General features: G+C 67.1%; 17 protein-coding genes. 6 read left to right on the top strand and 11 right to left on the bottom strand.

The window, feature by feature from the left end; genetic code table 11:
• From ACHZD8_RS03350 to ACHZD8_RS03320, 7 genes are all read right to left on the bottom strand, one after another.
• The coding region (locus ACHZD8_RS03350) for a F0F1 ATP synthase subunit delta (protein WP_394768722.1) at window positions 1-690 on the bottom strand (690 nt) is incomplete at its 3' end.
• Window positions 691-692: 2 nt separating this feature from the next.
• Complete coding sequence (locus ACHZD8_RS03345; RefSeq protein ID WP_394768721.1) at window positions 693-1,256, bottom strand: F0F1 ATP synthase subunit B; 564 nt, start codon at window positions 1,254-1,256, stop codon at window positions 693-695.
• On the bottom strand, window positions 1,256-1,495 hold the full coding sequence (gene atpE / locus ACHZD8_RS03340) for an ATP synthase F0 subunit C (RefSeq protein ID WP_147784898.1): 240 nt from the start codon (window positions 1,493-1,495) through the stop codon (window positions 1,256-1,258). Before atpE ends, ACHZD8_RS03345 begins: the two co-directional genes overlap by 1 nt.
• 47 nt (window positions 1,496-1,542) lie before the next feature.
• Window positions 1,543-2,262 carry a F0F1 ATP synthase subunit A gene (atpB, locus tag ACHZD8_RS03335; protein ID WP_394768720.1) on the bottom strand — a complete coding sequence of 240 codons (720 nt, stop codon included), beginning with the start codon at window positions 2,260-2,262 and terminating at the stop codon, window positions 1,543-1,545.
• A gap of 194 nt (window positions 2,263-2,456) precedes the next feature.
• Window positions 2,457-2,924: a hypothetical protein gene (locus ACHZD8_RS03330; RefSeq protein WP_394768718.1), complete on the bottom strand. Its 468-nt coding sequence runs from the start codon at window positions 2,922-2,924 to the stop codon at window positions 2,457-2,459.
• Window positions 2,921-4,189, bottom strand: a complete 1,269-nt coding sequence (locus tag ACHZD8_RS03325) for an MraY family glycosyltransferase (RefSeq protein WP_394768724.1) — start codon at window positions 4,187-4,189, stop codon at window positions 2,921-2,923. The genes ACHZD8_RS03330 and ACHZD8_RS03325 overlap by 4 nt, the downstream gene beginning before the upstream one ends.
• A gap of 2 nt (window positions 4,190-4,191) precedes the next feature.
• A complete protein-coding gene (locus ACHZD8_RS03320) occupies window positions 4,192-4,899 on the bottom strand; it encodes an L-threonylcarbamoyladenylate synthase (RefSeq protein WP_394768717.1) in 708 nt (235 codons plus the stop codon).
• 101 nt (window positions 4,900-5,000) lie between these two features.
• Between ACHZD8_RS03320 and ACHZD8_RS03315 the strand changes: the two genes are divergently transcribed.
• From ACHZD8_RS03315 to ACHZD8_RS03305, 3 genes are read left to right on the top strand one after another with little or no spacing between them, the layout of a single operon-like run.
• Window positions 5,001-5,630 carry an HAD family hydrolase gene (locus tag ACHZD8_RS03315; RefSeq protein ID WP_394768716.1) on the top strand — a complete coding sequence of 210 codons (630 nt, stop codon included), beginning with the start codon at window positions 5,001-5,003 and terminating at the stop codon, window positions 5,628-5,630.
• Complete coding sequence (locus tag ACHZD8_RS03310) at window positions 5,630-6,238, top strand: HAD family hydrolase (protein WP_394768714.1); 609 nt, start codon at window positions 5,630-5,632, stop codon at window positions 6,236-6,238. Before ACHZD8_RS03315 ends, ACHZD8_RS03310 begins: the two co-directional genes overlap by 1 nt.
• 42 nt (window positions 6,239-6,280) lie before the next feature.
• Entirely contained in the window at window positions 6,281-6,922 is a 642-nt protein-coding gene (locus ACHZD8_RS03305; RefSeq protein ID WP_394768713.1) for a hypothetical protein, read from the top strand.
• A gap of 203 nt (window positions 6,923-7,125) precedes the next feature.
• Here ACHZD8_RS03305 and ACHZD8_RS03300 read toward each other — a convergent pair whose 3' ends face one another.
• Window positions 7,126-7,293: a hypothetical protein gene (locus ACHZD8_RS03300; RefSeq protein ID WP_394768712.1), complete on the bottom strand. Its 168-nt coding sequence runs from the start codon at window positions 7,291-7,293 to the stop codon at window positions 7,126-7,128.
• 126 nt (window positions 7,294-7,419) lie between these two features.
• On the opposite strand from ACHZD8_RS03300, the gene ACHZD8_RS03295 reads away from it, so the two are divergent.
• The 3 genes from ACHZD8_RS03295 to ACHZD8_RS03285 all read left to right on the top strand — a co-directional run bounded on the left by ACHZD8_RS03295 (window position 7,420) and on the right by ACHZD8_RS03285 (window position 10,185).
• A complete protein-coding gene (locus ACHZD8_RS03295) occupies window positions 7,420-8,382 on the top strand; it encodes an ATP-binding cassette domain-containing protein (RefSeq protein WP_394768711.1) in 963 nt (320 codons plus the stop codon).
• On the top strand, window positions 8,379-9,173 hold the full coding sequence (locus ACHZD8_RS03290; protein WP_394768710.1) for an ABC transporter permease: 795 nt from the start codon (window positions 8,379-8,381) through the stop codon (window positions 9,171-9,173). Before ACHZD8_RS03295 ends, ACHZD8_RS03290 begins: the two co-directional genes overlap by 4 nt.
• 85 nt (window positions 9,174-9,258) lie before the next feature.
• A complete protein-coding gene (locus tag ACHZD8_RS03285; protein ID WP_394768709.1) occupies window positions 9,259-10,185 on the top strand; it encodes a TetR/AcrR family transcriptional regulator in 927 nt (308 codons plus the stop codon).
• Window positions 10,186-10,346: 161 nt separating this feature from the next.
• Here ACHZD8_RS03285 and prmC read toward each other — a convergent pair whose 3' ends face one another.
• Genes prmC through rho form a run of 3 tightly spaced genes read right to left on the bottom strand, consistent with a single transcriptional unit; the run spans window position 10,347 to window position 14,362 of the window.
• The gene (gene prmC / locus ACHZD8_RS03280) at window positions 10,347-11,213 is read right to left on the bottom strand and encodes a peptide chain release factor N(5)-glutamine methyltransferase (RefSeq protein WP_394768708.1); all 867 of its coding nucleotides are present in this window, start codon (window positions 11,211-11,213) and stop codon (window positions 10,347-10,349) included.
• 50 nt (window positions 11,214-11,263) lie between these two features.
• Entirely contained in the window at window positions 11,264-12,346 is a 1,083-nt protein-coding gene (gene prfA / locus ACHZD8_RS03275; RefSeq protein ID WP_394768723.1) for a peptide chain release factor 1, read from the bottom strand.
• Between the two features lie 21 nt (window positions 12,347-12,367).
• Window positions 12,368-14,362, bottom strand: coding sequence for a transcription termination factor Rho (rho, locus tag ACHZD8_RS03270; RefSeq protein WP_394768707.1), 1,995 nt, complete (start codon window positions 14,360-14,362; stop codon window positions 12,368-12,370).
• Window positions 14,363-14,512: the final 150 nt, after the last annotated feature.

Genomic DNA, 14,512 nt, shown 5'->3' with positions numbered 1-14,512 from the left:
GACGACCAGGTTGAACTTGAGCGCTTGCCCGAACTTGGCCGCGAGGCCCTTCTGCAGTCGCTCGAGCTGAACCGCGCGGATGGCGGTGGCACTCGTGATCGTCGCGACCGCGAGGCCCGACTGGTCGGCCACGATGGCGGCAGCGGTGCGCAGCAGTTCGCCGATGCGGCGGCCGCGAGGCTGCTGCATGAGGTGACGCACGATCGAGAGCGTCTGCGGGGACGCCTTCCCGACCAGGAGCGCCTCCACGAGAGCCACCTTCGACTCCGGGCTGCCGAGCTTGCTGCTCACGGCGAGCTCGAGTTCGGAGTCCGACGAGACCGCCGTGCCGAACGCGAAGAGTTCCGCGTCGATGTTGACGGTGGCCGGGGCGGAATCCGCCGCCGCCCGCAGTCCGAGCTCCTCGATTCCCGCGAGCAGATCGTCGGTGCTCGACCAGCGGTGCGAGACCACGGTGCCGAGCAACTCGAGCGTGGCCTCACTGAGGTTGCTGCCGAAGACCGCCGAGAGGATGGACCGCTTGTCCGCGGCATCCGTCGACGTGTCGGAGAGCATCGAGATGAGCTGCGCCGACCCGCCGATGATCCGGCCGGCCGAGAACAGCTCGTCGGCCGTCGCCAGGTTGGCCGTGCCCGCGGACGACAGCTTCGCCCGTGAGGCGGCGAGGGCTTCCCTGGTTGCTGATCCCATGCTTAGTTCACCGACTCCGGCTTCGCGCTGTTCTCTGACTTCTCGAGGTCGGCCAGGAACTGGTCGACCAGGCTTGCCGCCTTCGCGTCGTCGGACAGGCTCTGCCCGATCACGCCGGACGCGAGGTCGATCGCGAGCGATCCGACCTCGGCACGCAGCGACACGAGAGCCGACTGGCGCTCCGCCTCGATCTGCGCAGAAGCGCTCGCGGTGACGCGGGCGGCCTCGGCGGCCGCCTGCTCCTTGAGCTCGTTCAGGATCTTGACGCCATCCTGGCGAGCCTGCTCGCGAATGTTGCCGGCCTCGGCGCGTGCCTCGGCCAGCTGCTCGGTGTACTTCTCCAGGGCGGCGGCGGCCTCCGCTTGCGCGATCTCCGCCTTCTTGATTCCGCCCTCGATCACCTCGGCACGGGAATCCAAGTTCTGCTGCACCGACGGCAGGATCTTCTTCCAGAAGAAGACGAGCAACACGATGAAGCACACGGCGGACCAGATGAGGTCCGGAATGCCCGGAATCAATGGATTGTGTTGAGCCTCAGCAGCTGCCGAGAAGACTGTACGGAGCATTACTGGCCGGTAGTGAAGATGAAGTACGTGGCGATGCCGATGAAGGCCAGCGCCTCGGTGAACGCGATACCGATGTACATGAGCACCGTGAGGCGACCCTGCAGTTCGGGCTGGCGCGCGACGGACTCGATCGTCTTACCGACGACGATGCCCACGCCGATGGCCGGGCCGATGGCCGCGAGGCCGTATCCGATCGTCGCGATGTTTCCGCTCAGGGCGGCGACGGTGGTGGTGTCCACGTTGTGATTCCTTCCGTGATGGTGAAGCGGGCGGTCGCCCGATCCGATTAGTGCTCGTCTGCCAGCGCGAGCTGGAGATAGACAGCGGTCAAGATGGTGAAGACGTACGCCTGCAACACCGCGACAAGGAGTTCGAACAGTGTGAAGACGAACCCGAAGGCGAGCGTCCCGATGCCGAACAGTTTGAAGAGCCCCGGTGCCTCGAAGAAGAAGAACGAGGTGGCGAGGAAGAACAGAACGAGCAGCAGATGGCCGACGATCATGTTCATGAGAAGTCGGAGCGTGTGGGTGATCGGCCTCACGATGAAGGTCGAGAGCACCTCGATCGGGGTCACGATGATGTAGAGCACCCACGGCACGCCGGGCGGGAAGAGCGCGTTGCGCAGGAACTTGCCCGGGTGCTTGCGCAATCCGGCATAGATCCAGGTGAAGTAGGCGATGCCGGCCAGCAGAAGCGGAACGCCGATCACGGAGGTGCCGGCGATGTTGAACCCCGGGATGGTGCCGGTGAGGTTCATCGCCAGGATCATGAAGAAGAAGGTGGTGAGGATCGGCAGGAAGCGACGGCCGTCCTTCTTGCCGAGCAGGTCTTCGGCGATGCCGACCCGAACGAAGTCGAGTCCCATCTCGATGAGCGACTGCCCGCGTCCTGGCACGATCTTCAGGTTGCGGGTGGCGAGCCAGAACACCAGCACGATCACGATGGTCGTGATGATGCGGATGAGCATGACGCGGTTGAGCTCGACGTAGGTACCGGCGAACAGCACGACGGGAGGGAAGAATTCGCCGATGTTGGGCCCGACGAAGCCACCGCCGCCGCCGTCATTGGCAGAAGGGAGGAGCAGATTGAGAGCGTTAGATAACAGCGCTATCTCCAGAATCGGGGCATGTGATCACGCGGCGATGGAAAGGGGGGGCGTTCGTTCTCACTCTATCAACAGAATGAAGGTGGCCAGAATCGTTATTTGGCCTGTTCGCCCCTCGGCGAGGCCTCTGCGGCATCCCCGGGAAGACGCACATCGCTCACATAGGGCAGGCGGGAGCGGGCGATCACGACGACGTCGACCACGAGGGTACCGAGCACCGCGACGACGAGACTGAGGAAAAGAATCGTGGACTGGATCCAGGGCTGGTCCTTGAGCAGGAAGACGAGCACGAGGAACAGCACGAACTTGAGAAGCCACGCCCCCATCACGATGCCGAAGAAGGCCACGCTGAGAAAGTCGCCCCGGGCGATGCGGGTGGCCACGACGATGCTCGCCGCCGTGATTCCGAGGAACACGACGGCCATCGCGGTGCCGATGAGGGCGCTCAACACCCCGCTCCCCCCGGCGACGATGAGGCCGATGACCGAGCCGACGACCGCGATGACGACCGCGAGGATGCCCCCGTAGGCGAGGATCCGCTTGAGGATGGGGACGGCGCTCATGTGGCTTCCTTCTTCTTCAGGGCATCGAGTGCCGCGTCTTGGGCGGCATCCGTCTCTGCGGTGTCGGTTCCGATCGAGATCATGTCGGCCGCCGCATCGAGCGGGTCGAGGCGGGCGGCAACCGCCGGCACGTCGTCTTCGGGGCTCGCCAACTGCACGGCCGTCTCCACGGCCTTGCGCCTGGTGAGCGGCGACAGGGTGACCACGGTGCAGACGACCAGGCCGATCGCGATGAAGGTGAGGGCCCGCGCCGCAGGCATGAAGAGGAAGAGCAGGCAACCGACCGCCACGACCGTGGTCCAGGCGTAGAAGATGAGCACCGCCGGAATGTCGGTGTGCCCCATGTCGAGCAGGCGGTGGTGAAGGTGCTTACGATCGGCGCTGAACGGTGACTTGCCGGCGCGCAGGCGGCGGAAGACGGCGAGGCCGAAGTCGAGCAGCGGCACGATCAGGATGGCGAACGGCAGCAGGATGGGGATGAACGCCGGCACGAGCTGTTTGGCGAAGGTGAGCTGTCCGACATCCACCGAACCCGTGACCGAGATGGCCGAGGTCGCCATCAGGAGGCCGACGAGCAGGGCGCCCGCGTCACCCATGAAGAGCTTCGCCGGATGCCAGTTGAGCGGCAGGAACCCCACGCAGGCGCCGATGAGCACCGCCGTGATGAGCGACGCGAGGTTGAAGTATTCCGTTTGGGCAATATTCGTGGCGAGGATCCAGCTGTAGATGAAGAAGACACCGTTGGCGATGATGGCCACACCCGCGACGAGGCCGTCCAGCCCGTCGATGAAGTTGATGGCGTTCATCACCAGCACGATCGCGAGCACCGTGACGATCAGCCCCGTGTACGACGAGAGTACGACGATGCCCCCCACGATCGGCAGCGACGTGAGCTGAACACCCTGCCACGCGAGCAGGCCGGCGGCGATGATCTGGCCGGCGAGCTTCGTGACCCAGTCCAGATCCCAGATGTCGTCGGCCACCCCGATCAACACGATGATGAGGGCCGCGCCAAGGATCGCGAAGATCGGGCCGGGTTTGGCGAAGATGAGGTGGAATTGCGGCAGCTGCGACGCGACGCCGAACGCGATGAGGATGCCGAGGAACATGGCGACGCCGCCCAGCCGGGGCGTTGGTCGCTTGTGCACGTCGCGCTCGCGGATCGCCGGGTACAGCCGATACTTCATGCCCAGGCGTGCGATGAGGATCGAGAGGCCGAAGGTCACCACGGCCGAGAGGCCGCCGGCGGCCACGTAGTAGATGATCCTCACGAGGGGCCTTCCCCGGACTCGGTCGTCCCCGACTCCCGCACCGAGTCGAGCACGGCGTTGATGGCCTCTTCGGAGATCACCCCGTGTCGCACGATGCGCAGTGTGCCGCCCTCGGTCAACAGTCCGGTCGCATCGACGATGGTCGACCCGGTTCCCGCCCCGGCCTCGTAGTCGGTGCCGGCCTCTCCGCCGTCGAGGTACACGCTCACGCTCTCGCCCAGCATGCGCTCGGCATCCTGCACCGTGGTCGCGGCCTGTTCCCCGGTGAGGTTCGCCGACGAGACCGCGAGCGGGCCCGTCTCGGAGAGCAGCTCGAGCGCGTAGAAGTTGTTCGGCATCCGCAGGGCGACCGTGCCGTCGGTGTCTCCCAGGTCCCACTTGAGGGACTCACGGGCGGGCAGGATCACGGTGAGCCCGCCGGGCCAGAACTCGGCGACGAGTGCCCGGACCTCGTCCGGCACGGCCTCCGCGAGGGCGTCGAGGGTGGGAATCCCGGGGATGAGCACCGGAGGGGGCGACTGGCGGGTGCGGCCCTTCGCATCGAGGAGCCGCTGCACCGCCTCCGGGCTGAACGCGTCGGCCGCGAGGCCGTACACCGTGTCTGTGGGCAGCACCACGAGCTCGCCTCGGCCGATAGCGACCCTCGCGAGGCGCATGCCAGTGAGAAGCCCGGTGGGGTCCGAGCAGTCGAAGATCGTCGCCATGTCGGTAGCCATCCTACTTCGGCCGGCCTGACAGCCCCGCTGAGGCTCCGCGCGGCCGGCTCGGTGTCGGCTGAGATACTGGTAGCTGCGAGTGGAGCCCGGTGGACCTGTATTTCTTCGATTTCGACAAGACCCTCTATGCATACGACTCCCGAAAGCGACTGCCGGCGCTGAGCATCGCGAGCGGGCTGAGCCAGTACCACCTCGCCAAGACCTGGTGGGAGGGCGGATTCGAGATCCGCGCCGAATCGGGCGAGTGGCCGACGGCGGCGGAATACCTCGCCGAGTACGGGCGGGTCACGGGCGCCGTGATCACCCTCGAGCAGTGGCAGCAGGCACGTGCACTCGCCAGCACCCGCATCCCGGGCAGCATCGACGCCCTGCGCCACGCCGCATCGATAGGCACGGTCTGCCTGCTCTCGAACAACCCATCGGTGTTCGCAGAATCGCTGCCCGTCCTCGCACCGGATGTCGTGGCCATCGTGGGCGAGAACCGGCTGGTGAGCTGCGAGCTCGGTGTGCGCAAGCCCGACCCGCAGGCCTTCGAACTCGCCCTCGGACGCTTCGACGCGCGACCGGAGGACACCTTCTTCATCGACGACTCCGCCGCGAACGTGGCCGGCGCGGCATCCGTCGGCATCCACACCCACCACCTCGTCTACCGTGACCGCGTGCCGCAACTCGACGGTCTGCACGAGGCCATCGAGCGATTCGCCGCGAGGAAGAAGTGATGCTGCTCTTCATCTTCGACATGGATGACGTGCTCTACGACTACGACTGGCGTCGGCGGATGGAGGGGATGACCGGTCTCACCGGACTCTCCCTCGCCGAGCTGCGTGAGCGCTGGTGGCACGCCGAGGGCGAATTGGCGGCCGAGGCCGGCCGGATCGGCAGCGCGGACGACTACCTCGCCGCGTTCAACGCGGCCGTCGGCATCGACGTGGACGAGGCGGACTGGGTGCGCGTGAGGGGCGCGGCCATGACGCCGTGGGCGGACTCCATCGCCGCCGTGCGGCGTGCGGCCGAGCTCGGCCGGGTCACGCTGCTCACCAACAACGGGCCACTCACCTCGCGCCACCTGCGCTCCCTCGCCCCCGAGCTCGTACCCGTCTTCGGCGACCACCTCTTCACGTCGTCGGACTACGGGGCGCGCAAACCGGACCCGGAGGTGTTCAAGGCGGTGCTCGCCCGCTACGACGTGCCGGCGAGCGACGCGTTCTTCGCCGACGACCTGCCGGAGAATGTCGCGGGTGCCCGCTCGATCGGCATCACGGGGCACCTGTTCGCCGGCGCCCCCGGCCTGCTCGCCGCGATCGAAGACTTCGCCCGTACCCGCTGACGCGGCCCTAGGCTGGAGACGATCAACAAGGGAGAGTGCTGGATGATCGACCAACCCACGCTCGACGAAATCTGGGAGTTCGGCGATCCCGCGGCGTCGGAGGCCCGGTTCCGGGTCGAGCTCGAGCAGGGCGGCCCGTGGGACGACACGGAGCGGGCCGAACTCACCACCCAGCTCGCGCGCGCGATCGGGCTTCAGGGCAGGTTCGACGAGGCGGCCGCGCTGCTGATCGAGATCCCGGACGAGTCGGATCCGATCGTGGGGGTGCGGGTGCTCCTCGAGTCCGGCCGCGTCATGAACAGCTCGGGACATCCGGAGTCCGCCGCCGGACTGTTCCGCCAGGCCGCCACGATCGCCGGTCGCCTGGGCGCCGAATTCCTGCTGATCGATGCGTTGCACATGCTCGCGATCGTCGATGCGCCCGGCGCCGAGGACTGGACGGCTCGCGCGGTAAACCTCGCGGAGGCCTCCCCCGACGACCGCACGAAACGCTGGCTCGTGTCGCTGCACAGCAATCTCGGCTGGCGCTACTTCGACGAGGACAACCTCGACGCCGCCTTCGCCTCATTCACCGAGGCCGCGCGGTGGGCGGACCTCCTCGGCACCGCTCAGCAGCGCGAGTGGGCCCAGGAGGCGCTCTCCGAGTGCGCGGCGGCGATGGATGCGGCGAGCGAGTCCCTCTAGCCGCCTCCGCGCTCCCCTTCCTTGCTCCCTGTTCCGTGCTTCCTGTTCCGTGTTTCCTGTTCCGTGTTTCCTGTTCCGAAATCCATGCATTTCTGCCCCAGCCTCGGCGTGTCATGTCACCCCACCGGCGTGTCGGCGAGAAATGCATGGATTTCGGAAGGGGGCATTTCGGAAGGGGGCAATGGGGGCGGCGCAGCACTGGCTCAGCGGAGCGCGGTGGTGGCGCGGTCGCGGCCGAGAAGGTCGCGGTGCGTCGCGACGGCGTTCCAGCCGTCCGCGGTGAGCAGCGCGGCGTCGGCGAGTGATTCCGCCAGGTTCTGCTGCTCGACCCGCAGTGGCTTCACCGACTCGAACAGGCCAGAGTCTGCCAATCGATGCGGGCGTCTCTCGATAATTCGTTGACCCGTCCGGGTTAACTGTGTATGGTCTACACCAATGTGTATTAGATACACACGTTCTTGATGACACCCAGTCGTCGTCGACGGAAAGGAAGTCCAATGGATACCCATCACCCTGCGATCACGGTGCGCGGGCTCGCAAAGAGCTATCGAGGGGTCCCCGTGCTCGCGGATCTCGACATCACCGTGGGCCGCGGTGAGATCTTCGCCATGCTCGGACCGAACGGTGCCGGCAAGACGACGACGGTCAACGTTCTCACCACTCTCGTGTCTCCCGATCGCGGCACCGTGACGATCGCCGGGCACGACCTCACCTCCGACCCGGCCGGTGTCCGCTCGGCGATCGGCCTCACCGGCCAGTTCGCTGCCGTCGACCTGTTTCAGACCGGCGCGGAGAACCTCGCCATGATGTGCCGACTCGCTCACCTGTCGAGACGCGATCGCCGCATCCGCACGTCGCAACTGCTCGACCAGTTCGATCTTGTCGCCGCTGCCGGGCGCGCCGTGTCTACCTACTCCGGGGGGATGCGCCGACGTCTTGACCTCGCCATCAGCCTCATTACCGCTCCCCCGGTCGTGTTCCTCGACGAGCCGACTACGGGACTAGATCCGCGCAGCCGTGTGCAGCCGTGGGATGTCGTCCGAGACCTCGCGAACCGAGGGACCACCATCCTGCTCACCACCCAGCACCTCGAGGAGGCCGACCAACTCGCGGACCGGATCGCGGTGCTCGATGGCGGACGGATCGTCGCCGAGGGGACCCCGGCCGAGCTCAAGGCCCGGCTGAGCGGCGACCACGTCGAGCTCGTGTTCGGCGACGCCGCCAATTTCGAGCTCGCGAGCAGACTGGACTTTGGCGCGTCGGCGGCTCTGGATGCCGGGAATCGCACGCTACGCGCGCCCGCCCCGGACCCGGTCGCCACCATCCGCCGGCTTCTCGGGATCGCCGCGGACCACAACCTCGCCGTGACCGCGATCCACGTCGTCACCCCCACCCTCGACGACGTGTTCCTCAGCCTCACGGGTTCCGTCGTCTCGACCGACCGGGAGGTCGCCGCATGAGCACCGTCACGACTCGCCCGATCGGGCTCGCAATCACCGTCAGTCACGCGTTCGGCGACGCCGGGGCAATGGTCGCACGGGAACTTCGTCGCACCGTTCGCAGCGTCGACTCCCTCGTGACGGCCCTGGTCATCCCTGTGTCGATCATGCTTGTGTTCGTCATCGTCTTTGGCGGAGCGATCGAAGGAAACGGCGACTACATCAACTATGTCGTCCCCGGCACCCTCGTGCTCTGCGTCGGATTCGTCTCGGCGTCGACGGCGGTCGCCGTCGCGCAGGACATGACCAGCGGCACAATCGACCGGTTCAAGACCCTTCCGATCTTCGCCGCGTCGCCGATGATCGGCCACGTCGTGTCGAGTGTCATCCGCAACTTGGCGACGACCGCCGTGGTGATCGGTGTCGCACTGCTCCTCGGCTTCCGCCCACACGCCGATCTCGGTGGATGGCTCGCCGCGGTCGGCTTCCTGGTGCTCGCGATTCTGGGCTTCACCTGGATCAGTTGCGCCGCCGGCCTCGCCCTGAGCGTCGAAGCCGCCGGGAGTGTGAACTTCGTCTTCCTGTTCTTGCCCTACCTGTCGAGCGGGTTTGTGCCCATCGACTCGATGCCGGACTGGCTGCAGGGATTCGCGCGCACCCAGCCGTTCACCCCAATCATCGAGACTGCTCGCGGGCTGCTCAGCGGGACGGATGTCGGCGGCACCGGCTGGTCGGCCGTGGCGTGGATCGTCGGTTTCATCGTCGTCGGCTATGCGGCATCCGTGCTCCTGTACCGCCGCACCGCGCGCTGACCCGCAGTCCCGCTACCGCGCCACACCTGAGCCCATCCCGACCGTAAACTTGCCGGGAATCGTTCCGTTCGACGAAAGGATGCCCGTGGCCGATCCGGTCGAGTACGGCCTCCCGAGCGGCGTCGCCCTCGCCTGGGGTGTCGCCGAGCGTCCGCAGCGGGGACCGAGACGCGAGTTGAGCATCGAGCGCATCGTCGAGGCGGCGATCGGCATCGCCGACTCCGAGGGCCTCGGGGCCGTCTCCATGGCCAGGGTCGCGAACTCGCTGGAGTTCACCACCATGTCGCTGTATCGATACCTAACGTCGAAAGACGACCTGCTGGTCCTCATGCAGGATGCGGTCGGCGCAGAGGCGATACCGGGTCCGGTCGGCGAGCAGGGCTGGCGGGATGCGCTCAGGAGCTGGGTCGCCCAAGTCGTCAATGTGTACCAGGCGCATCCGTGGTTCGGCGAGATCCCGGTCTCCGGTGTTCCGCTCACCCCGAACAGCCTCGGCCTCGTCGACTGGGCGCTGGAGGCGCTGCGGGACGTCGGCATGTCCGAGCAGGACAAAATGTCGTCCATCCTGCTGCTGAGCGGGTACGCCACCAATGTCGGCCGCATCACCGGTGGCTTCGCCCGCGCCAAGAAGGCCGGCGCGACGACGGGGACCATCACCGGCGCGTCGTATGTGGACGCCCTCCGGGAACTCGTGAGCGAGGAGCGCTTCCCGTCGCTCTATCCGCTCGTGCAATCCGGGGTCTATACGGACGAGGAGACCGACTCCTTCGCGTTCGGGCTCGAGACGCTCCTCGACGGCATCGAAGGGCACCTCGAATCCGGCGGGCCGCCGACCCCCGTCGCCGCGGTGGAGCCCTATCCGACTCGCGACAAGGCGGTCCGCGAGGCGACCAAGGCGCGACGGGAGGCTGCGGCAAGACTGCGCGACCTCAGGAAGCGCGAGGCCGAGCTGGTCGCGAAGGCCCGAGAGCGGGATGCGGCGGCGGCGAAGGCGGACAGCGAGTCGCTCTAGCCGCCCCCGCCTTCCGCCCTTCCCCTTCCCTCTTCCGAAATCCATGCATTTCTGCCCCAGCCTCGGCGTGTCCTGTCACCCCACCGGCGTGTCGGCGAGGAATGCATGGATTTCGGAAGGGGGCATTTCGGAAGGGGGCGAAGGGGCTGCGGATTGGACAGTCAGCGGAGCGCGGTGGTGGCGCGGTCGCGGCCGAGAAGGTCGCGGTGCGTCGCGACGGCGTTCCAGCCGTCCGCGGTGAGCAGCGCGGCGATGGCGGCGCCCTGCAGCTCGCCGTGCTCGAGCACGAGGGTGCCGCCCGGGTGCAGCAGGCGCGCCGCCGTGCGCGAGACCTGGCGCACGACATCCAGCCCGTCCGGGCCTCCGTAGAGCGCGTGCTCTGGATCGAACAGCCGCACCTCCGGGTCACGAGGGATGGCGCCGGCCGGGATGTATGGCGGATTGGAGATGACCACGGCCACCGTGCCGTCGAGGTCGGGCAGGGCGTCGGCCAGGTCGACGAACACGGCGCGCGCGTTGTCGGCCCCGCTGGCGCGGAAGTTCTGGGTGGTCCAGACGAAGGCGCGCGGCGAGTTCTCGACCCCGAAGACGCGAGAGTGCGGAACCTCCGTCGCCATCGCGAGGGCGATCGCCCCGCTGCCGGTTCCCAGGTCGACCCCGATCGGCTCGGGGGCGGCCGCGACGCGCAGCGCGTCGATCGCGAACTGGGCGACCTCCTCCGTCTCCGGCCTGGGCACGAAGACACCCGGTCCGACGGCAAGTTCCATCGACCGGAACGGAGCGGTCCCGGTGATGTGCTGGAGCGGTTCGCGGGCGGCCCGGCGGGCCAGCGCGGCCCGGAGGGCGACCGCGTCGTCATCCGCCACCGCGGTGCCGATGACCGCCTTCGCCTGCACCTCGCCGCGACTGAGACCGAGCACGTGGCCGATCAGCAACTCGGTGTCGACGTCAGGAGTGGGCACGCCCGCCCGCCCCAACAGCTCGACGCCGTCGTCGCGAAGAGTTGCCACGCTAACAACAGGATTCATGTGAGCAGCCAGGAGGGTCGGGTCGGACGAGAGCGAGCGGAGCGCGCCGGTCACTCCTCGGGGGAACCGAGCATCGCGAGCCGGGCTTCCTCATCCGCGTCGATGTCCGACTGGATCACCGCGTCGAGAGCGCCATTCATCACGGCGTCGAGGTTGTAGGCCTTGTAGCCCGTGCGGTGATCCGCGATGCGGTTCTCGGGGAAGTTGTAGGTGCGGATGCGCTCGGACCGATCCATGGTGCGGATCTGGCTCTTGCGCACGACGGAGGCCGCGGCGTCGATCTCCTCCTGCTGGCGAGCGAGCACGCGGGCACGGAGCACGCGCATCCCGGCCTCGCGGTTCTGCAGCTGCGACTTCTCGTTCTGCATCGCCACCACGATCCCGGTGGGGAGATGGGTGATGCGCACGGCGGAGTCGGTGGTGTTCACCGACTGCCCGCCGGGGCCGCTCGAACGGTAGACGTCGATCTTGAGGTCGTTGGGTGAGATCTCGACCTCTTCCGGCTCGTCGACCTCCGGGAACACGAGCACCCCGGCCGCCGACGTGTGGATGCGGCCCTGCGACTCGGTGGCCGGAACGCGCTGCACGCGGTGCACTCCGCCCTCGTACTTGAGGTGCGCCCAGACGCCCTCGGCCGGATCGGAGGAGTTGCCCTTGATGGCGAGCTGCACATCCTTGATGCCGCCCAGATCGCTCGAGGTCTGCTCGATGATCTCGGTCTTCCACTTCTTGGATTCGGCATAGTGCAGGTACATGCGAAGCAGATCGCCGGCGAAGAGCGCGGACTCTGCCCCGCCCTCCCCCATCTTGATCTCCATGATCACGTCACGACCGTCGTTCTCGTCGCGCGGGATGAGCAGCCGGCGAAGGCGCTCCTCCATCGTGTCGAGTTCGGCCTTGATGTTGGGCAGCTCCTCGGCGAATGACGCATCCTCCGCCGCCATCTCGCTCGCGGCCTCGAAGTCGTCGGTGAGTTTCAGCCAACGGTTGTAGGCGTCCACGATGCGACTCAGCTCGGCGTACCGCCGGTTGACCTTCTTCGACTTGGCCGGGTTGGAATGGAGTTCGGGGTCGGCGAGCTGCTCCTGGAGATCCTCGTGCTCCACCAGCAGCGTCTTCACCGACTCGAACACGCCAGAGTCTGCCATGGCTGCTTAGCCCTCTTTGGTACTCGATGCGCCCGGAAGCGACTTCTGGATCTTCATCAGGAACTCGACGTTGCTCGTCGTGTCCTTGAGCTGCGTGAGCACGAGCTCGAGGGCCTGCTGGGTCTCGAGTCCCGCAAGAGCGCGGCGGAGCTTCCAGTTGATCTTCGTCTCGTCGATGCCCATGAGCATCTCCTCGCGACGCGTGCCGGAGGCGTTCACGTCAACGGCGGGGAAGATGCGCTTGTCCGCCAGCTGGCGGGACAGGCGAAGCTCCATGTTGCCGGTGCCCTTGAACTCCTCGAAGATGACCTCGTCCATCTTGGATCCGGTCTCCACGAGCGCGGTGGCGAGGATGGTGAGCGATCCGCCGTCTTCGATGTTGCGCGCCGCACCGAAGAAACGCTTCGGCGGGTAGAGGGCAGACGAGTCGACCCCTCCAGAGAGGATGCGCCCGGATGCCGGAGCCGCGAGGTTGTACGCGCGGCCGAGGCGGGTGATCGAGTCGAGCAGCACGACCACGTCGTGGCCGAGCTCGACGAGCCGCTTCGCGCGCTCGATGGCGAGCTCCGCGACGGTCGTGTGGTCTTCGGCCGGACGGTCGAAGGTGGAGGCGATGACCTCACCCTTGACCGTGCGCTGCATGTCGGTGACTTCTTCCGGACGCTCGTCGACCAGAACGACCATGAGGTGAACCTCGGGATTGTTCTTGGCGATGGCGTTGGCGATGGCCTGGAGCACGAGCGTCTTGCCGGCCTTGGGCGGCGAGACGATGAGGCCGCGCTGGCCCTTGCCGATCGGCGACACGAGGTCGATGATGCGGGTGGTGAGCTTCTGCGGCTCGGTCTCGAGGCGCAGACGCTCCGAGGGGTAGAGCGGCGTGAGCTTGCCGAATTCGACGCGATCGGCGGCCTGGTCGACGGGGAGCCCGTTGATCGAGTCGATCTTAACGATCGCGTTGTACTTCTGGCGACCGCTGTTGTCGTTGTCGCGCGGCTGGCGGATCGCTCCCACCACGGCGTCGCCCTTGCGGAGGTTGTATTTCTTCACCTGGCCGAGCGAGACGTAGACGTCGTTGTTGCCCGGAAGGTAGCCGCTGGTGCGAACGAAGGCGTAGTTGTCGAGCACGTCGAGGATGCCGGCCACCGGGATGAGCACGTCATCCTCGGTGATCTCGGGCTCGAAGTCGTCGTTTCCGCCCGGGCCGCGGCGCTTGCGGTCGCGGTAGCGGTTGCGTCCGCTGCGCTCGCCGTCGTCGTCCTGCAGAAGCTGCTGCTGCTGGCGGTCGTTGCCGTTGCGGTTGTTCGGCTGCTGACGGTCGCCCGGCTGCTGGCGGTCGCCCTGCTGCTGGCGGTCGCCCTGCTGCTGACGGTCACCCTGCTGCTGACGGTTGGCGTTGCGGTTGTTGGTGCGCCCGGAGTCGTCTGACTCCTGCTCGCCGCGGGCGGTCTCCTGCTGGCGGTCGCCACGGTTGCGGTTGCGGTTGCGGGAGTTGCGGGTCGGCTGTCCATCGCCGTCGTCGGCGAGCGCCTCGCGCTCGGCCTCCTGGCCGGGAATGAGGTCGATGCCGCTCGCCGCACGGTTGACGTGCCTGGTGACCGACTTGGGCGCCGCCTTGGCGACGGGCTCCGGCTCGAAGGCCGGGGCGTCGATGATCGGGGCGGTGGAGGAACCGGCGTCGACGATGGAGGTGCTCGCACGCCGCGGTGCGCGCTTGCGAGCGGCCGGAGCCGCGGCGACCTCGGTCGCTGCGGTCTCGGGCGCCGCTACGTCAGTGGCGACCGTCTCGGTCACCGGGGCATTCTCGGTCGATGGTTCGGCATCCGCCGCGGTCTTGCTGTTGTTCTGGATCTCGGTGATTGCGTCCACGAGTTCTCCCTTACGAAGTTTGGAGGCACCACTCATGCCCAACTCGGCTGCCAGAGCGTACAGCTCGGGGAGGCGAAGGCTGGAGAGGTTTGTGCTTGAGTCCGGCCGGGTGGCGCGGACAGTGAGGTCAGTCACTGAGGGGGTTCCTTTCCCCTCGCGGCGTCCGCACCGATGAGGTGCGGGATACGCTCGCGGGAGAGCTTGTCGTCCGTACTCTCCACCGGGTCCGCGCTGCTGTTTTAAGAAGCTGCGCAGTGAGGGAAAGTATTGAAGCGAGTGCTAGTG

It is taken from the genome of Lacisediminihabitans sp. (genome assembly GCF_043726815.1).
Classification (GTDB): domain Bacteria; phylum Actinomycetota; class Actinomycetes; order Actinomycetales; family Microbacteriaceae; genus Lacisediminihabitans.
Note: the sequence above shows the minus strand (reverse complement) of the source record. Positions and strands in the feature narration are given on the sequence as shown.